The sequence below is a fragment of the Runella sp. SP2 genome, from assembly GCF_003711225.1.
GTDB lineage: Bacteria > Bacteroidota > Bacteroidia > Cytophagales > Spirosomataceae > Runella.
Genome location: NZ_CP031030.1, coordinates 5,502,855 through 5,517,621 on the forward strand (window position 1 = coordinate 5,502,855; position 14,767 = coordinate 5,517,621).

Annotated in this window: 28 protein-coding genes; 1 reads left to right on the forward strand and 27 read right to left on the reverse strand. The window is 42.2% G+C overall.

Annotated elements, in window-relative coordinates; translation table 11 throughout:
• Positions 1-88: 88 nt before the first annotated feature.
• The 26 genes from rpsK to rplC all read right to left on the reverse strand — a co-directional run bounded on the left by rpsK (position 89) and on the right by rplC (position 12,778).
• Positions 89-484 (reverse strand): 30S ribosomal protein S11, encoded by a 396-nt coding sequence (rpsK, locus tag DTQ70_RS22150; RefSeq protein WP_028523606.1) that lies wholly within the window; start codon positions 482-484, stop codon positions 89-91.
• A gap of 85 nt (positions 485-569) precedes the next feature.
• A complete protein-coding gene (gene rpsM / locus DTQ70_RS22155) occupies positions 570-947 on the reverse strand; it encodes a 30S ribosomal protein S13 (RefSeq protein ID WP_028523605.1) in 378 nt (125 codons plus the stop codon).
• Positions 948-955: 8 nt separating this feature from the next.
• A complete protein-coding gene (gene rpmJ, locus DTQ70_RS22160; RefSeq protein ID WP_028523604.1) occupies positions 956-1,072 on the reverse strand; it encodes a 50S ribosomal protein L36 in 117 nt (38 codons plus the stop codon).
• A gap of 92 nt (positions 1,073-1,164) precedes the next feature.
• Positions 1,165-1,383, reverse strand: a complete 219-nt coding sequence (infA, locus tag DTQ70_RS22165) for a translation initiation factor IF-1 (protein WP_013927416.1) — start codon at positions 1,381-1,383, stop codon at positions 1,165-1,167.
• A gap of 21 nt (positions 1,384-1,404) precedes the next feature.
• Complete coding sequence (gene map, locus DTQ70_RS22170) at positions 1,405-2,199, reverse strand: type I methionyl aminopeptidase (RefSeq protein ID WP_122932840.1); 795 nt, start codon at positions 2,197-2,199, stop codon at positions 1,405-1,407.
• 8 nt (positions 2,200-2,207) lie between these two features.
• Positions 2,208-3,521 carry a preprotein translocase subunit SecY gene (secY, locus tag DTQ70_RS22175; RefSeq protein WP_122932841.1) on the reverse strand — a complete coding sequence of 438 codons (1,314 nt, stop codon included), beginning with the start codon at positions 3,519-3,521 and terminating at the stop codon, positions 2,208-2,210.
• A 62-nt stretch (positions 3,522-3,583) separates the two neighbouring features.
• The gene (gene rplO, locus DTQ70_RS22180) at positions 3,584-4,030 is read right to left on the reverse strand and encodes a 50S ribosomal protein L15 (protein WP_122932842.1); all 447 of its coding nucleotides are present in this window, start codon (positions 4,028-4,030) and stop codon (positions 3,584-3,586) included.
• A gap of 14 nt (positions 4,031-4,044) precedes the next feature.
• The gene (gene rpmD / locus DTQ70_RS22185) at positions 4,045-4,224 is read right to left on the reverse strand and encodes a 50S ribosomal protein L30 (protein ID WP_028523600.1); all 180 of its coding nucleotides are present in this window, start codon (positions 4,222-4,224) and stop codon (positions 4,045-4,047) included.
• Between the two features lie 12 nt (positions 4,225-4,236).
• Positions 4,237-4,752: a 30S ribosomal protein S5 gene (gene rpsE / locus DTQ70_RS22190; RefSeq protein WP_028523599.1), complete on the reverse strand. Its 516-nt coding sequence runs from the start codon at positions 4,750-4,752 to the stop codon at positions 4,237-4,239.
• Positions 4,753-4,758: 6 nt separating this feature from the next.
• Positions 4,759-5,112 (reverse strand): 50S ribosomal protein L18, encoded by a 354-nt coding sequence (rplR, locus tag DTQ70_RS22195; protein ID WP_028523598.1) that lies wholly within the window; start codon positions 5,110-5,112, stop codon positions 4,759-4,761.
• Positions 5,113-5,141: 29 nt separating this feature from the next.
• Entirely contained in the window at positions 5,142-5,699 is a 558-nt protein-coding gene (gene rplF, locus DTQ70_RS22200) for a 50S ribosomal protein L6 (RefSeq protein ID WP_028523597.1), read from the reverse strand.
• Between the two features lie 16 nt (positions 5,700-5,715).
• A complete protein-coding gene (rpsH, locus tag DTQ70_RS22205; RefSeq protein WP_037300144.1) occupies positions 5,716-6,114 on the reverse strand; it encodes a 30S ribosomal protein S8 in 399 nt (132 codons plus the stop codon).
• A 78-nt stretch (positions 6,115-6,192) separates the two neighbouring features.
• Positions 6,193-6,462 carry a 30S ribosomal protein S14 gene (gene rpsN, locus DTQ70_RS22210; RefSeq protein ID WP_028523595.1) on the reverse strand — a complete coding sequence of 90 codons (270 nt, stop codon included), beginning with the start codon at positions 6,460-6,462 and terminating at the stop codon, positions 6,193-6,195.
• 27 nt (positions 6,463-6,489) lie between these two features.
• Complete coding sequence (rplE, locus tag DTQ70_RS22215; protein WP_122932843.1) at positions 6,490-7,044, reverse strand: 50S ribosomal protein L5; 555 nt, start codon at positions 7,042-7,044, stop codon at positions 6,490-6,492.
• 59 nt (positions 7,045-7,103) lie between these two features.
• Positions 7,104-7,457, reverse strand: coding sequence for a 50S ribosomal protein L24 (gene rplX / locus DTQ70_RS22220; RefSeq protein WP_122932844.1), 354 nt, complete (start codon positions 7,455-7,457; stop codon positions 7,104-7,106).
• A gap of 3 nt (positions 7,458-7,460) precedes the next feature.
• The gene (gene rplN / locus DTQ70_RS22225) at positions 7,461-7,829 is read right to left on the reverse strand and encodes a 50S ribosomal protein L14 (RefSeq protein ID WP_028523592.1); all 369 of its coding nucleotides are present in this window, start codon (positions 7,827-7,829) and stop codon (positions 7,461-7,463) included.
• Positions 7,830-7,831: 2 nt separating this feature from the next.
• Positions 7,832-8,110, reverse strand: a complete 279-nt coding sequence (gene rpsQ / locus DTQ70_RS22230) for a 30S ribosomal protein S17 (protein ID WP_028523591.1) — start codon at positions 8,108-8,110, stop codon at positions 7,832-7,834.
• Between the two features lie 39 nt (positions 8,111-8,149).
• Positions 8,150-8,350 carry a 50S ribosomal protein L29 gene (rpmC, locus tag DTQ70_RS22235; RefSeq protein WP_028523590.1) on the reverse strand — a complete coding sequence of 67 codons (201 nt, stop codon included), beginning with the start codon at positions 8,348-8,350 and terminating at the stop codon, positions 8,150-8,152.
• An 11-nt stretch (positions 8,351-8,361) separates the two neighbouring features.
• Complete coding sequence (rplP, locus tag DTQ70_RS22240) at positions 8,362-8,796, reverse strand: 50S ribosomal protein L16 (RefSeq protein ID WP_122932845.1); 435 nt, start codon at positions 8,794-8,796, stop codon at positions 8,362-8,364.
• 50 nt (positions 8,797-8,846) lie between these two features.
• Entirely contained in the window at positions 8,847-9,656 is an 810-nt protein-coding gene (gene rpsC, locus DTQ70_RS22245) for a 30S ribosomal protein S3 (RefSeq protein WP_122932846.1), read from the reverse strand.
• 15 nt (positions 9,657-9,671) lie between these two features.
• Entirely contained in the window at positions 9,672-10,040 is a 369-nt protein-coding gene (rplV, locus tag DTQ70_RS22250) for a 50S ribosomal protein L22 (RefSeq protein ID WP_122932847.1), read from the reverse strand.
• Between the two features lie 17 nt (positions 10,041-10,057).
• On the reverse strand, positions 10,058-10,336 hold the full coding sequence (rpsS, locus tag DTQ70_RS22255) for a 30S ribosomal protein S19 (protein ID WP_028523586.1): 279 nt from the start codon (positions 10,334-10,336) through the stop codon (positions 10,058-10,060).
• Positions 10,337-10,346: 10 nt separating this feature from the next.
• Positions 10,347-11,171 (reverse strand): 50S ribosomal protein L2, encoded by an 825-nt coding sequence (gene rplB, locus DTQ70_RS22260; RefSeq protein ID WP_028523585.1) that lies wholly within the window; start codon positions 11,169-11,171, stop codon positions 10,347-10,349.
• Between the two features lie 36 nt (positions 11,172-11,207).
• A complete protein-coding gene (gene rplW / locus DTQ70_RS22265; RefSeq protein WP_028523584.1) occupies positions 11,208-11,498 on the reverse strand; it encodes a 50S ribosomal protein L23 in 291 nt (96 codons plus the stop codon).
• A 4-nt stretch (positions 11,499-11,502) separates the two neighbouring features.
• Positions 11,503-12,132 (reverse strand): 50S ribosomal protein L4, encoded by a 630-nt coding sequence (gene rplD, locus DTQ70_RS22270; protein WP_028523583.1) that lies wholly within the window; start codon positions 12,130-12,132, stop codon positions 11,503-11,505.
• A 25-nt stretch (positions 12,133-12,157) separates the two neighbouring features.
• A complete protein-coding gene (rplC, locus tag DTQ70_RS22275) occupies positions 12,158-12,778 on the reverse strand; it encodes a 50S ribosomal protein L3 (RefSeq protein WP_028523582.1) in 621 nt (206 codons plus the stop codon).
• Positions 12,779-13,225: 447 nt separating this feature from the next.
• Between rplC and DTQ70_RS22280 the strand changes: the two genes are divergently transcribed.
• Positions 13,226-14,089, forward strand: a complete 864-nt coding sequence (locus DTQ70_RS22280; protein WP_164490158.1) for a hypothetical protein — start codon at positions 13,226-13,228, stop codon at positions 14,087-14,089.
• A gap of 36 nt (positions 14,090-14,125) precedes the next feature.
• On the opposite strand, the gene DTQ70_RS22285 is transcribed toward DTQ70_RS22280, so the two are convergent.
• Positions 14,126-14,749: a response regulator transcription factor gene (locus DTQ70_RS22285; RefSeq protein ID WP_122932849.1), complete on the reverse strand. Its 624-nt coding sequence runs from the start codon at positions 14,747-14,749 to the stop codon at positions 14,126-14,128.
• Positions 14,750-14,767: the final 18 nt, after the last annotated feature.

Genomic DNA, 14,767 nt, shown 5'->3' on the forward strand with positions numbered 1-14,767 from the left:
ATAAACACAAAAATTACCGTAGGAACAATCTAGCAACCCCAGTGTCCAAATTGCTGATTGTTCGTACGGTGTTATAAAATCTTAAAGATTATACTCTTCTGCGCTTTGGAGGGCGGCAGCCATTGTGAGGTAGTGGAGTAATGTCCTTGATAGTGGTCACTTCAATACCTACGTTTTGTACGGTACGGATAGCAGACTCACGTCCAGAACCTGGTCCTTTCACAAACACTTCTGCTTTACGCATTCCAAGGTCATATGCTACTTGGGCACAGCTTTGAGCGGCTGTTTGAGCAGCATAGGGCGTATTTTTCTTTGAGCCTTTAAAGCCCATTTTACCAGCTGATCCCCAAGAGATAACTTGACCAGACAAATTGGTAACTGAGATGATAATGTTGTTGAAGGAAGCTTTAATGTGAATTTGACCCACTTGCTCCACTTGTACAACGCGCTTTTTTGCTTTATCCTTACGCTTATTTTGAGCCATTGTTTTAATCGGTATCTGTTAGCAGTTATCTGTTATCCTACTCATTATTTCAAACAAATAACGGACAACAGTTAACAATTATGAATTACTTCGTAGCCTTCTTCTTGTTCGCTACAGTCTTACGCTTACCTTTACGAGTACGGCTATTGTTCTTCGTTCTTTGTCCACGCAAAGGAAGACCTTTACGGTGACGCAAGCCACGGTAACAACCGATGTCCATCAAGCGCTTGATGCTCAATTGAACTTCTGAGCGAAGGGCGCCTTCAGTAGTAAATTCACCATTAATGATTCCACGAATAGCATTAGCTTCTTCGTCCGACCATTCAGCTACTTTTTTGTCGTAACTAATTCCAGCTTTTTCCAAAATTCTACGAGCGGAGCTACGTCCAATTCCGAAGATGTAAGTAAGCGAAATTTCGCCACGTTTTTTGTCTGGAATGTCAACACCTGCAATACGTGCCATATCTTAAATTATCCTTGTCTTTGTTTGTACTTGGGATTTTTCTTGTTGATCACGTAAAGTTTACCTTTACGGCGAATCACTTTACATTCAGCACTGCGCTTTTTAATAGACGCTTTTACTTTCATTTTTGTATTTGATTTTGGATTTTAGACGATAGGACTTTCAAAATCAAAACGAACTACTTAAAGCCCTACTATCTATTATCAAGTTGTTACCTTTATTTATACCGATAGATAATCCGAGCTTTAGATAAGTCATAAGGCGACATCTCTAATTTCACTCGATCACCCTGCAAAATCTTGATATAATTCATTCGCATCTTTCCGGAAATGTGAGCAATTACTTCATGCTTGTTTTCGAGTTGTACTCTAAACATCGCATTTGAGAGTGCTTCTACGATTATTCCGTCAACTTCGATGAGTCCTTGTTTTGCCATATACTCTTTTGGTAAGGAAAATTAGACGCTTACCATTAACGTCGTATTTTGGGTTACTTCTTCGATATACTTAAACGTTGTAAGAATTTCAGCTTTACCTTTTCGAACTAATACTGTATGTTCAAAATGAGCCGCTGGTTTTCTATCCGTTGTTCTAATTGTCCAACCATCTTTTTCTTGAACTACATTACGTTTTCCAAGTGTAATCATTGGCTCAATAGCAATAACGATTCCTTCTCTTAGTCTAGGGCCTTGTCCTTTTTTTCCATAATTTGGAACTTCTGGTCCTTCGTGCAGATTTCGGCCTACACCATGCCCAACTAATTCTCTTACAACACCGTATCCAAACTTTTCCACATAGGTTTGGACAGCATATCCTATATCTCCTACTCGTTTGCCTTCAACGGCTTGTTCAATACCTAAATAGAGCGACTGTTTTGTTCTTTTAAGGAGGTTTGAAACTTCAGGAATCACATTCCCAATCGGATATGTATAAGCACTATCGCTATGAAACCCATTTAACTTTACGCCACAATCAATCGAAATAACATCGCCTTCCTTTAGTTGGTACTGGCTTGGAAAACCGTGAACCACAATATCATTCAAAGAAATACAAAGTGCTGAGGGAAAACCATTATAACCTTTAAATGACGGATGTCCTTTATGGTCTCTGATAAACTCATCAGCAACTTTATCGAGCTGCTTTGTGGCCACACCTGGTTTAATCCATTTGGCTACTTCTGCATGTGCTTTGCCTAATAGCTGGGCACTTTCCTTAATGAGTAGTACTTCTTCTTCTGACTTGAGAAAAATCATCTTCTTTATTAGGCAGCTACAGTCTCAGTACGTCCTTTCACGCGCCCTGACTTCATCAAGCCTTCATAATGCTTCATCAATAAGTAGCTTTCTACTTGTTGTAATGTATCAAGTACAACACCTACCAAGATAAGAAGCGAAGTTCCACCAAAGAACTGAGAAAACTCCCTTGTCATACCTGACATACTCGCAAGTGATGGTAAGATAGCAACAACTGCTAACAAAATTCCACCTGGCAATGTGATTCGATCTAATACAGTAGCAATGAAATCAGATGTTGCAATGCCAGGTTTTACTCCTGGTATAAAGCCTCCCCCACGCTTCATATCATCAGATATTTGTTGTGGGCTGATTGCAATCGCTGTGTAAAAGAAAGTGAAGACAATGATCAAAGTTGCAAACAATACATTGTATTGCCAAGTCGTATAGTCATTGAACGTTGTAGCTATTGAACTAGCAACCTCACTTTTTTCTGCAAACAAACCAGCCACTAACGACGGGATAAACATAAGTGCTTGCGCAAAAATGATTGGCATTACTCCTGACGTGTTAAGTTTCAGAGGCAAGTACTGACGTTGACCGCCCATTACCTTGTTACCAACCACTTGTTTTGCATACTGAATAGGTACTCGACGTACTGCTTGAGTCAATGCTACTGCAAACATTACTACCACAAAGAGAGCAACAATTTCTGCAACAAAAATCAACAGACCACCACTACCGCGTGAAGCACCTTCCTGAACAATTGCTTTTGGAAAACGAGATACAATCCCAATCATAATTAACATTGAGGTTCCGTTTCCAATTCCCTTGTCAGTGATACGTTCACCTAACCACATACAGAATATTGTTCCTGCAGTAAGGATAAACACGGCTGAAATGGTGAAAGCTGCACGATCAATCAATAGAGCTTCCGAAGAGATGGTTGTTTGTAAATAACTCACCGATTGTGCGATGGTAACAAAGATTGTTAGTACACGCGTAATCTGATTAAGTTTCTTCCGTCCAGACTCTCCTTCTTTCTGCATTTTTTGAAAGTAAGGCAACGCCATCGTTAACAACTGAATGGCAATTGACGCAGAAATGTAAGGCATAATACCTAGCGCAAAGATAGATGCTTTCGTAAAGGCACCACCGAGGAAGGTATCTAATAAGCCTAAAAGACCTGAATTATTCACCTCAAGCTTGTCACTATCAATACCTGGAAGTACGATGTACGAACCAAGGCGATAGACCGCGATCAATAGAAGAGTATAAAGAATTCTACTTCTAAGCTCTTCGATTGAAAAGATATTTTTTAAGGTCTGTATAAACCGTTTCATGCGTTTTTAGATTTACCTGTGTAAAAAATCAGGCAAAGTTACGAAAATCTTTTGAATCAAGATTATAATGTAACCGCTTTACCACCTGCTTTTTCGATAGCCTCGGCAGCAGTCTTAGAAAAAGCGTGAACTTTTACTTCAACGGCAGCTTTTAATTCGCCACGATTAAGCACTTTTACTAAGTCTGTTTTAGATACCAAGCCATTGCTGTAAAGTGTCTCAATATCGATTACAGTAGCATTTGTTTTTTCAACAACTGCTTGGATTGCATCCAAATTAAGAGCTTTGTATTCAACGCGGTTGATATTCTTAAAACCGAATTTAGGTACTCGTCTTTGAAGCGGCATCTGTCCACCTTCAAAGTGACTTTTTTGGCTATATCCCGAACGAGACTGCGCCCCCTTGTGTCCGCGTGTAGAAGTTCCGCCCATTCCTGAACCTTGACCTCTACCCAAACGTTTTTTTGTTTTTACCGAGCCTGAAGCTGGTTTCAATGCGCTAAGATTCATTGCTATATCGCGGATTAAATCTCTTCAATTTTCACTAAATGATCTACCTTGCGAATCATACCTTCAAGGGCTGGATTCACATTAATCTCGACACTACGATTGATTTTGCCAAGACCTAAAGCAGCGAGCGTGCGTTTCTGGTCTCCTGGACGGCCAATCATACTTCTAACTTGTGTAATTCTTATCTTTGACATTGTCTCAAAAGATTATCCATTAAACACTGTGGCCAACTTTACTCCACGTTGGAATGCAACTTGGTGCGGAGCTCTCATTTTAAGAAGCGCGTCAATTGTTGCCTTCACTACGTTGTGAGGGTTAGAAGAACCTTTTGACTTGGCTAATACGTCGTGTACACCTGCGGCTTCTAATACAGCACGCATCGCACCACCCGCAATAACTCCAGTACCTGGAGCTGCTGGCTTAACAAATACTAAGCCACCGCTGAATTTTCCGTGCATTTCGTGAGGAACTGTTCCTTTAAGGAGTGGAACTTGCACGAGGTTTTTCTTCGCGTCTTCAATTCCTTTTGCAATAGCGTCAGTTACTTCGTTAGCTTTTCCTAATCCGTAACCTACAACGCCTTTGCCATCTCCAACGACTACGATTGCTGAGAAGCTAAAGCGGCGTCCACCTTTTACTACTTTGGCAACACGGTTGATAGCTACTACCTTTTCTTTAAGGTCAGCTTCGTTGTATTTCAAAGGTTTGATACTGTTTGACATATCTTTTTAGAATTTGAGACCACCCTCACGAGCGCCGTCTGCCAATGCTTTTACTTTCCCATGATACAAATAACCATTGCGGTCAAATACAACCGCACTTACGCCTGCTGCGAGTGCTTTTTCGGCCAATTTAAGACCTACATTCTTTGCATCCTCAACATTGACACTCGCTTTTGTAGCATCAAGTTCAAGAGATGAAGCAGAGACCAATGTTAGACCTTTTGTATCATCAATTACCTGCGCATAAATACGAGCATTTGAGCGGAAAACAGAAAGACGAGGCTTTTCTGAAGTTCCTTCTACTTTTTTCCGAATCCGGTATTTAATGCGCTGTCTTCTTTCGCTTTTTACTGAAGCCATGATTGCTTACAATTTTTTCAGATTACTGATTACTTCTTAGCAGCAGCTTTACCAGCCTTACGTCTGATTTGCTCACCCACAAAACGAATACCTTTACCTTTGTAAGGTTCAACCTTGCGGAACGAACGAATTTTCGCCGCGATTTGCCCAAGTAGTTCTTTGTCAATACACTCTAAGAATACTTTCGGGTTTTGTCCTTTTTCCATCGTTGCGCTTACCTTCACTTCTGAAGGTACTGCGAAATAGATACCATGTGAGTATCCAAGGCTAAGCTCCAAAATATTGTTGTTAACAGAGGCTTTATAACCTACCCCAACAATTTCTAATTGTGCTTTGTAACCTTCGCTTACGCCCACAACCATGTTATTAATGAGTGCACGGTAAAGTCCGTGCAATGCTTTGTGACGTTTTTGCTCAGTCGGACGAACAACTGTCAACTCGCTGCCCTCTACTTCCACCTTGATATCACGGTCAATATCACGAGTTAATGAGCCTTTAGGCCCTTTAACGGTCACGACGTTATCGTCTGACACTGATATTGTAACGTTTGCAGGTAGCGTTATCGGCTTCTTTCCTATACGTGACATTTTCTTTCAGGTTTTATCAGTAAACGTAACACAGCACTTCTCCACCCACGTTAAGTACGCGAGCTTCTTTGTCAGTCATTACCCCTTTTGAGGTAGATACAATTGCAACGCCAAGACCATTCAAAACGCGTGGCATTTCTGCTGAACCAGAGTACTTACGAAGTCCTGGCTTACTTACACGTTGTAAATCAACAATGGCAGACTGCTTTGTTACTGGGTTGTATTTCAAGGCAATCTTAATAGTACCCTGCGGGCCTGTCTCCTCGAACTTGTAGTTCTGGATAAAGCCTTTATCGTAGAGTACCTTAGTAATCTCCTTCTTAATGTTAGAAGCAGGTATTTCCACAACCCGGTGCTTCGCCCTTATGGCGTTTCTGATTCTCGTCAGATAGTCTGCTATGGGATCGGTTATCATTTCTCTACTGATTTGTTGCGTCCCTTCTGTAAAAGGGCTGCAAAGTTACGGAATTGATTTTGAAAACAAAAGCGATTTTTACCAACTTGCTTTGGTTACGCCAGGAATTTTTCCTTGAGAAGCCATTTCGCGGAAAACAACACGGCAAATACCAAACTTGCGCATGTATCCTCTTGGACGGCCTGTAAGGCGGCAACGGTTATGCAAACGAACTGCCGATGAACTACGTGGCAATTTGTCTAAACCTTCCCAGTCGCCAGCTTCTTTCAAAGCAGCACGCTTTTCAGCGTACTTAGCAACTAGCTTTTGCTTTTTCAATTCTCTTGCTTTTACTGATTCTTTCGCCATTTCCTTATTTCGTTGAAAAAGGGATTCTTATTTTTTACCTTTTGTAAAGGGCATACCAAGAGATTTCAACAACTCGTAACTTTCTTCATCTGTCTTTGCAGAGGTTACGAATGTAATATCCATACCTGAAATCTTATTCACTTTGTCGATTTGAATTTCAGGAAAGATAATTTGCTCTTTTACACCGAATGTGTAGTTACCGCGGCCATCAAAGCCTTTGTCGCTAATTCCTTGGAAGTCACGAACACGTGGTAAAGCGATGCTTGTTAGACGATCCAAGAATTCGTACATTTTGTCTCCACGAAGCGTTACTTTCACGCCGATTGGCATTTTTTCGCGTAACTTAAAGTTAGAGACCGCCTTCTTAGACATTGTTGGAACTGCCTTCTGACCTGCAATAAGCGTGATTTCTTCCAATCCAGCATCAATCAATTTCTTGTCAGATACTGCTGCACCGATACCCTTGTTGATAACAATCTTATCAAGGTGTGGTACTTGCATAATTGATTTGTATTGAAATTTCTCTTGCAAGTGAGATACGACTTCCTTCGTGTATTTCTCTTTTAATCTCGTAGTTGCCATTTTGATTATTAGTTTGTGGATTTCCGACCCACAGTTAATTTATAAGTGACAAACGAAAACTACTTTGAAGGATCTGGAATAAACTTCCCTGATTCTTTTGAATAGCGTTGTAGTTTCCCTTGCTCGTTGAGCTTGCGTCCTGTACGGGTTGGCTTACCAGTAGCTGGATCAATCAACATCAAGTTACTGATATGAATTGAGCCTTCTATCTTTTTAAGCTCACCTTGAGGATTCGCGGCAGTTGGTTTAACGTGTTTTGTGACAAGGTTAACACCTTCCACAATCGCACGCTGTTTCTCAACCAACACTTTGGTGACTTTGCCCGACTGGCCTTTTGAGTTACCAGCTATCACTTCTACTGAGTCTCCAGTACGAATGTGTAACTTGGGCTGTTTGTTGAATTTTCTTTCCATTGCTTACAATACTTCAGGTGCCAATGAAACAATTTTCATAAAGTTTTTCTCACGCAACTCACGAGCAACGGGTCCGAAAATACGGGTACCACGTGGTTCATCTTGGTTGTTGAGTAATACGACGGCGTTGTCCTCGAATCGAATGTAAGAACCATCTTTACGACGGATTTCTTTCTTGGTACGAACAACAACGGCCTTAGAAACTGTACCTTTCTTTATGTTGCCCGAAGGAATTGCCTGTTTAACTGTCACCACAACTTTGTCACCAATAGATGCGTAGCGTTTGCCAGTACCACCCAATACACGGATGACAAGTACTTCTTTCGCTCCACTATTATCAGCAACAGACAGTCTTGATTCTTGCTGTACCATTGTTATTTCGCTTTTTCAATGATTTCGACTAATCTCCAACGCTTATTCTTACTGAGTGGGCGTGTTTCCATTACGCGAATTGTATCGCCGATTCCACACTCATTATTTTCGTCATGCACCATTAATTTGGTAGTTTTTTTCATAAACTTACCGTATTTCGGGTGCTTTACTTTACGCTCTACCGCGACAACGCAAGATTTCTCCATTTTGTTGCTTACTACGCGGCCAACTCTGACTTTGCGTAAATTTCTTTCTACGGTTGTTTGTGCTGCTGCCTCCATTGTGTCGGTTATTTTACAATTGGGGTCTCCTGACCATTATTACGCGCTTGCGACTTTATTTTTAGCCGACAATTCCGTGATCAACCTAGCTATTAGGCGGCGCGTATTGCGAATACGCATCGGGTTTTCGATCGGAGATACGGCATGAGCAAACTTTAACTTTAAAAGACGATCTTGCTCTTCAGCAATCGTTTGCGTCAATTGTTCTACCGTTAGCGCTTTTATTTCACTATTTTTCATTTGACTAATACTTATTCTGCTTCTTCTTGATGATCGCGACGAACTACGAACTTAGTCTTAACGGGAAGCTTCTGAGCGGCTAGACGAAGAGCTTCATTAGCTAATTCGAGTGACACACCTGTGGCTTCAAATAAGATTGTACCCGCTTTTACTGGGGCTACCCAATACTCAGGAGCACCTTTTCCTTTACCCATACGTACTTCGAGAGGCTTCTTTGTGATTGGCTTATCTGGGAAGATACGAATCCAAACTTGACCTTCACGTTTCATTGCACGGGTAACTGAGATACGAGCTGCCTCAATCTGACGGGCTGTAATCCAGCCAGGTTCGAGCGCTTTAATGGCAAACGTACCGAAAGCAATTTGGTGGCCACGAGTAGCCATGCCTTTTTCAGACCCTTTGCTTTTTTGTTGTTTGCGGAACTTGGTTCTTTTCGGTTGTAACATGGTTCAGCAGTATTATTCGGTGTCAACTAAGACCCGTTTGCTTTCGATAATTACTTTTTCTTGTTACGGTTGTTGTTGTTGCGGTTTTTGTTGCCGCCACCGTTTCCACCACGACGGTCACCACCTTCGCGGTCACCACCACCTCTACGACGGTCGCCACGCTCTCCGCCACGGTCATTTCCACCGCTACGTTCTGCTGCTGCTGCACCACCGCTGATTGGCGATAAGTCACGCTTTCCAAAGATTTCGCCTTTGAAAACCCATACTTTGATTCCAATCTTTCCATAGACGGTCAAAGCTTCTGAGATAGCGTAGTCGATGTCAGCGCGAAGAGTATGCAAAGGTACTCGACCCTCTTTATACTCTTCAGTACGTGCCATTTCAGCACCACCTAAACGACCTGAAATCCGAACTTTGATACCTTGTGCTCCTACACGCATTGCTGAAGAAATTGCTTGCTTCATAGCGCGACGATAAGAGATACGGTTTTCAAGTTGTTGAGCGATTGATTCACCTACCAATTTAGCATCAATTTCAGGACGCTTGATTTCGTAGATGTTGATTTGGATATCTTTACCCGTAATCTTTTTAAGCTCTTCTTTGATTTTATCTACCTCGTTTCCACCTTTACCGATTACGATACCTGGGCGAGCCGTGTGAATCGTAAGCGTAATGCGCTTCAAAGTACGTTCAATTACTACTTTAGAGATGGCGCCTTTTGGAATACGAGCGGAAATATATTTGCGGATCTGCTCATCTTCAATCAATTTGTCAGCAAACTCACGTCCGCCGTACCAGCTTGATTCCCAACCACGGACGATACCGAGTCGCAGACCTACAGGATTAACTTTCTGTCCCATTCGTTATTGAAAATTTTAGGCTTCTTGTTGGATTAATTCTGCTGATGCATCATCTACCACAAGTGTAATGTGGTTTGAACGCTTACGAACGCGATAGGCACGGCCTTGAGGAGCCGGACGCAGACGCTTCAACATAGTACCGCCGTCAACGAATACTGTCTTTACATACAGTTCAGCGTCTTCAAGTTTAACATCCTCGTTGAGCTGTTGCCAGTTAGCTACGGCTGACATCAAAACTTTTTTCAAAACCGGAGCGGCAGCCTGTGGCTGATACTGCAAAATCGCCAATGCGCGGCTCACTTTCTGGCCCCGAATCATGTCGGCTACTAACCGCATTTTACGAGGTGAAGTGGGTACGTTTCTTAATATAGCTCTTGCTTCCATTTTCTTTGTGACTATTACTATCGCTTACCTTTGTCCTTTTTGGCAATGTGCCCACGGAAATTGCGCGTAGGAGAGAATTCGCCCAACTTATGCCCAACCATGTTTTCGGTTACGTACACTGGGATAAACTTGTTTCCGTTGTGTACTGCAAAAGTGTGACCAATAAAATCTGGGGAGATTGTACTGCGTCTTGACCAAGTCTTGATTACTGATTTCTTGCCCGAATCATTCATGGCATCTACTTTAATTTGCAGACGGAAATCAATGTATGGTCCTTTTTTTATCGAACGTCCCATTTATCTTCGATTATTTTTTACGTTTGCTAATAATCAAACGGTTAGAATACTTTTTCGGAGTACGGGTCTTTTTACCCTTCGCATATAAGCCCGTACGAGAACGTGGGTGACCACCTGACGCACGACCTTCACCACCACCCATTGGGTGATCGACTGGGTTCATCGCAACCCCACGTACACGTGGACGAATACCTAACCAACGTTTACGACCCGCCTTACCAAGGCTCACGTTCATGTGATCGGGGTTAGATACTGAACCTACCGTTGCCTTACATACTGCAAGAACCATCCGCATTTCGCTTGATGGCATACGCAATACTGCATATTTACCATCGCGAGCTACTAACTGAGCATAAGTTCCCGCACTACGAACGAGCTGACCTCCTTTACCTGGGTGCAATTCCACATTGTGGACGATTGTACCAATTGGCATCACAGCAAGCGGAAGAGCGTTTCCTACTTCTGGAGCTACTTCGCTTCCAGAGATAATTGTTTGTCCTACAGCAATACCTTGTGGGGCAAGGATGTAGCGTTTTTCACCATCTTGGTACTCTACCAATGCGATACGAGCAGAACGGTTTGGATCGTATTCTACTGTCATTACAGTACCTGGTACGTCCAATTTATTACGCTTGAAATCGATGATACGGTACATGCGCTTGTGACCACCGCCAATGTAACGAGCTGTACGACGACCTTGGCTGTTACGTCCACCTGTCTTTTTGATAGGGGCTAACAAGCTTTTTTCTGGCTTGTCGGTCGTAATTTCGTCAAACGACGGAGCCGTACGGTAGCGCTGACCTGGAGTTGTTGGTTTGAGCTTAATGACTCCCATTGTTGTTGTTCAATTATTTGCTACTTCAACGGTTTATTAAACAATATCAGCGTAGATATCAATAATCTCGCCTGCTTTCAATGTCACAATGGCCTTTTTGTACGTTGAAGTAATACCACTAATGGCCTTACCGCGTGACATTCTTGTTTTCTTTCTACCAATCGAGCGCATTGTATCTACGCTTGCTACCTTAACGCCGTACATCTTTTCGATGGCATTGGCGATTTCAATTTTATTGGCAGTTTTTGTTACCTCAAATACATACTTGCCCAAGTTGCTAAGAGCAGTAGCTTTTTCGGTCAATATTGGTCGCTTAAGTACACTCATTGTCTTACTTGTTCAAGAGATTTTCTAACTTCGACACCGCTGTTTCACTGATTAACAACACCTCAGCATTGATAAGGTCGTATGTATTAACATCACCTGCTGTAGTAATATTTGTCTTAGGAATGTTACGTCCTGACAAATACACATTGTTATTGTATTCTGGCAAAATAAGAAGTGTTTTCTTACCAGTAAGTGAAAGCGCGCTCAAAAACGAAAGGTATTGTTTTGTTTTTGGAGCATCAAACGTAAAGTCTTCTACTACCGAAATACCATTTGCTTTAGCTTTCTGTGAAAGCACTGACTTACGCGCCAACGCTTTTACTTTTTTATTCAATTTGAAGCTATAATCGCGTGGTCTAGGACCGAATACACGTCCACCACCTACGAATACTGGCGACTTGATTGAACCCGCACGAGCTCCACCAGTTCCCTTTTGGCGCTTGATTTTTCTAGTTGAATAAGAAACCTCGGCACGCTCTTTTGACTTGTGAGTACCTTGACGTTGATTGGCCAAGTACTGTTTCACATCCAAATATACTACGTGCTCATTTGGCTCGATGCCGAACACTTCATCGGAAAGAGAGACTGTTTTACCAGTCGCTTGTCCTTTTATATTTAATACTGAAAGTTCCATTGTCTTGATTCGCCGTTGCGATTGATTACTTTTCAATGATTACAAACGAATTCTTCGCACCTGGCACTGAGCCACTGATAACGACGATATTCTGCCCAGGGATTACCTTCAACACTTTAAGGTTTTGCACCTTCACGCGGTTGTTACCCATACGACCTGCCATGCGAATTCCTTTGAATACACGCGACGGAAACGAACAAGCCCCAATCGAACCTGGGTGACGTTGACGGTTGTGCTGACCGTGAGTTTGGCCTCCAACCCCACCAAAGCCATGACGCTTTACAACACCTTGAAAACCACGACCTTTGGCAGTTCCAACCACATCCACAAAGTCTCCTTCAATAAAAACGTCAGCAACTTCTAGCGTCTGACCCAAAGCAAGTTCTTGTGTGAACTCTTTGAACTCGACGAGCTTGCGCTTAGGAGTAGTTCCTGCTTTCTTGAAGTGACCCATGAGCGGTTGAGTCGTGTGCTTTTCTTTCTTCTCACCGAAACCGAGCTGAATAGCTTGGTATCCATCGGTTTCTTCGGTTTTTACTTGCGTTACTACACAAGGACCAGCTTCAATAACCGTACACGCCAGAGCCTGCCCGTCCGCATTGTACACGCTTGTCATTCCGATTTTTTTTCCTATTAAACCAGACATCTTTTTGATTTACAGCAGGTTATACAATTTATTTTACAAAATGGACTGCAAAGGTCAACATTATATTTTTGCATTCCAAATTAGCCTTCGTATTTATTTTCTGAGAGACACAAAAAAAGTCAGATGATAGAACACCTGACTTCAGTTGCAACCAAATTAAAGCTAGCAAACTAGCTAATTTTTGCTTTGAACTCAGATGCGGTTTCCTTAATTCAGGACCTTCACCCAATGTATGTCTTGACTAGAAAATATACGTCTTTTGAAAAGGCTTGCAAAGGTCTTAATTATTATTCAATATTACAACACATTACAGCAAAAAAGAAAAAATATTTTTTTGTTTTTGAGGCAGTTACGGCTTCTTTTCGCAAAATCTACCTAAATCCATATTAACTTTGGCATCATTTTCGTTATTGTCGCTGTAAACATACGAGGCTTAACCCGTAAAATATGACACAACTCCCTCTTCGATTGGCTAGTTTGTTGGTATGTGTGATTGGTTCTGTATCTGTTCTAGCCCAATCCTCCCGTAATTCTCACCTGTATCGTAATACTCCTGCTTTTGGGATTATAAAACTTAGTGTGGGAACTGGTATTTCGTATTACATGGGCGACATGCGCGCTAAGACTGATTTGCGCTTTATTCAACCTCACATTGCTGCGGCCATTACTTATCGTTTGGCCGAACGTTTTTCTGTACGCGGAGAAATTGATTTTTATCGTATTTCTGGAAAACAAGAAGGTGGGCCTATTTGGTACAATAATCTTTCGTTTCGTTCTGACAATCCTGCTGGGTATGTGGGCCTACAAGCAGATTTGTTCCGTTATCACGACGAACGGGCAGTGAATCCTTATTTATTTGGTGGAATTGGAATCACTCGCATTACGCCTAAAGCGCAGTATCAAGGAACTTGGCATAGCCTTGCACCGCTCCAAACAGAAGGTGTTGCGTATAAACGCAATGTGCGCATTGGGGTCATCGGGATTGGTACCTCTTGGAAATACAACGAGCGCTGGAGTTTTGCCGTCGAGTTGAGTAATAATTACGCCAATTCTGATTATTTGGACGATGTCAGTACAGTTTATCCCAATCCAACAGGAATGTCTGAACTTGCACTCCAACTTTCTGACCGCCGCCCAGAGCTTGACCCTGCGACACTTCCAACAGGGTTTCCTGTTAGAAATGAGGCAGGTGCGCAACGTGGAAACCCTAAAGTAAAAGATTCGTACGGTTTTTTATCGTTTCGGGCAGAATATCTCTTGGGAACCCAAGCTCGCCGTGCGGAGCGCCGAAAACTTAAATGTTATTATTGACGATTATCAGCGACGACCAAGGAATGTCAACTATGTTCAAATTAATTTTTCTTTGCGCGCTTTTTCAATCGCTTCCGCTTTGGAATGAACCTCTAACTTCCAATAAATATTTTTGATGTGAGTCCGAATCGTTTCTTTGTCAACAAACAGTTCATCAGCAATGGTCGTGTAGCTTTTTCCTTGGGCAATTCGCTCTAATACTTCCGTTTCGCGGGCAGTAAGGGGCGATTGGTAATTTTTTTGGAAGGAAGCAACCACCATTCGAGCAATATTGGTACTCATGGGAGCTCCGCCTTGGCGGATTTCTCGAATGGCGTCAATCAAACGACTTGGGGGCATATTTTTGGTCAAATAACCTCCAGCTCCTGCACACAATGCCTTAAATACTAACCCATCGTTTTCATATACCGTCACAACGATGAGCTGAGTTTGGGGACGGAGCTTTTTGGTACGTTCAATCCCTTCCACTCCTCCCATGCGAGGTAATTCCAAATCCATTAATACCACATCAGGGCGGTCGGTGGCCAGATTTTTGAGGTAATCTTCACAGTTAGAATAGGCTCCTACCACCTCAAAATCAGAAGTTTGACTTAAAAGTGCTGCAAAGCCTTCTCGGATAATGTAGTCGTCTTCGACCAAACAAAGGCGTGTTTTTATCATATTAAGTAACTGATTTTT

Excerpts from the sequence above, each read along its gene's own strand:
- rpsK (WP_028523606.1), bottom strand. The coding sequence starts at position 484 with ATGGCTCAAAATAAGCGTAAGGATAAAGCAAAAAAGCGCGTTGTACAA.
- rpsM (WP_028523605.1), bottom strand. The coding sequence starts at position 947 with ATGGCACGTATTGCAGGTGTTGACATTCCAGACAAAAAACGTGGCGAA.
- rpmJ (WP_028523604.1), bottom strand. The coding sequence starts at position 1,072 with ATGAAAGTAAAAGCGTCTATTAAAAAGCGCAGTGCTGAATGTAAAGTG.
- infA (WP_013927416.1), bottom strand. The coding sequence starts at position 1,383 with ATGGCAAAACAAGGACTCATCGAAGTTGACGGAATAATCGTAGAAGCA.
- map (WP_122932840.1), bottom strand. The coding sequence starts at position 2,199 with ATGATTTTTCTCAAGTCAGAAGAAGAAGTACTACTCATTAAGGAAAGT.
- secY (WP_122932841.1), bottom strand. The coding sequence starts at position 3,521 with ATGAAACGGTTTATACAGACCTTAAAAAATATCTTTTCAATCGAAGAG.
- rplO (WP_122932842.1), bottom strand. The coding sequence starts at position 4,030 with ATGAATCTTAGCGCATTGAAACCAGCTTCAGGCTCGGTAAAAACAAAA.
- rpmD (WP_028523600.1), bottom strand. The coding sequence starts at position 4,224 with ATGTCAAAGATAAGAATTACACAAGTTAGAAGTATGATTGGCCGTCCA.
- rpsE (WP_028523599.1), bottom strand. The coding sequence starts at position 4,752 with ATGTCAAACAGTATCAAACCTTTGAAATACAACGAAGCTGACCTTAAA.
- rplR (WP_028523598.1), bottom strand. The coding sequence starts at position 5,112 with ATGGCTTCAGTAAAAAGCGAAAGAAGACAGCGCATTAAATACCGGATT.
- rplF (WP_028523597.1), bottom strand. The coding sequence starts at position 5,699 with ATGTCACGTATAGGAAAGAAGCCGATAACGCTACCTGCAAACGTTACA.
- rpsH (WP_037300144.1), bottom strand. The coding sequence starts at position 6,114 with ATGATAACCGATCCCATAGCAGACTATCTGACGAGAATCAGAAACGCC.
- rpsN (WP_028523595.1), bottom strand. The coding sequence starts at position 6,462 with ATGGCGAAAGAATCAGTAAAAGCAAGAGAATTGAAAAAGCAAAAGCTA.
- rplE (WP_122932843.1), bottom strand. The coding sequence starts at position 7,044 with ATGGCAACTACGAGATTAAAAGAGAAATACACGAAGGAAGTCGTATCT.
- rplX (WP_122932844.1), bottom strand. The coding sequence starts at position 7,457 with ATGGAAAGAAAATTCAACAAACAGCCCAAGTTACACATTCGTACTGGA.
- rplN (WP_028523592.1), bottom strand. The coding sequence starts at position 7,829 with ATGGTACAGCAAGAATCAAGACTGTCTGTTGCTGATAATAGTGGAGCG.
- rpsQ (WP_028523591.1), bottom strand. The coding sequence starts at position 8,110 with ATGGAGGCAGCAGCACAAACAACCGTAGAAAGAAATTTACGCAAAGTC.
- rpmC (WP_028523590.1), bottom strand. The coding sequence starts at position 8,350 with ATGAAAAATAGTGAAATAAAAGCGCTAACGGTAGAACAATTGACGCAA.
- rplP (WP_122932845.1), bottom strand. The coding sequence starts at position 8,796 with ATGTTACAACCGAAAAGAACCAAGTTCCGCAAACAACAAAAAAGCAAA.
- rpsC (WP_122932846.1), bottom strand. The coding sequence starts at position 9,656 with ATGGGACAGAAAGTTAATCCTGTAGGTCTGCGACTCGGTATCGTCCGT.
- rplV (WP_122932847.1), bottom strand. The coding sequence starts at position 10,040 with ATGGAAGCAAGAGCTATATTAAGAAACGTACCCACTTCACCTCGTAAA.
- rpsS (WP_028523586.1), bottom strand. The coding sequence starts at position 10,336 with ATGGGACGTTCGATAAAAAAAGGACCATACATTGATTTCCGTCTGCAA.
- rplB (WP_028523585.1), bottom strand. The coding sequence starts at position 11,171 with ATGGGAGTCATTAAGCTCAAACCAACAACTCCAGGTCAGCGCTACCGT.
- rplW (WP_028523584.1), bottom strand. The coding sequence starts at position 11,498 with ATGAGTGTACTTAAGCGACCAATATTGACCGAAAAAGCTACTGCTCTT.
- rplD (WP_028523583.1), bottom strand. The coding sequence starts at position 12,132 with ATGGAACTTTCAGTATTAAATATAAAAGGACAAGCGACTGGTAAAACA.
- rplC (WP_028523582.1), bottom strand. The coding sequence starts at position 12,778 with ATGTCTGGTTTAATAGGAAAAAAAATCGGAATGACAAGCGTGTACAAT.
- DTQ70_RS22280 (WP_164490158.1), top strand. The coding sequence starts at position 13,226 with ATGACACAACTCCCTCTTCGATTGGCTAGTTTGTTGGTATGTGTGATT.
- DTQ70_RS22285 (WP_122932849.1), bottom strand. The coding sequence starts at position 14,749 with ATGATAAAAACACGCCTTTGTTTGGTCGAAGACGACTACATTATCCGA.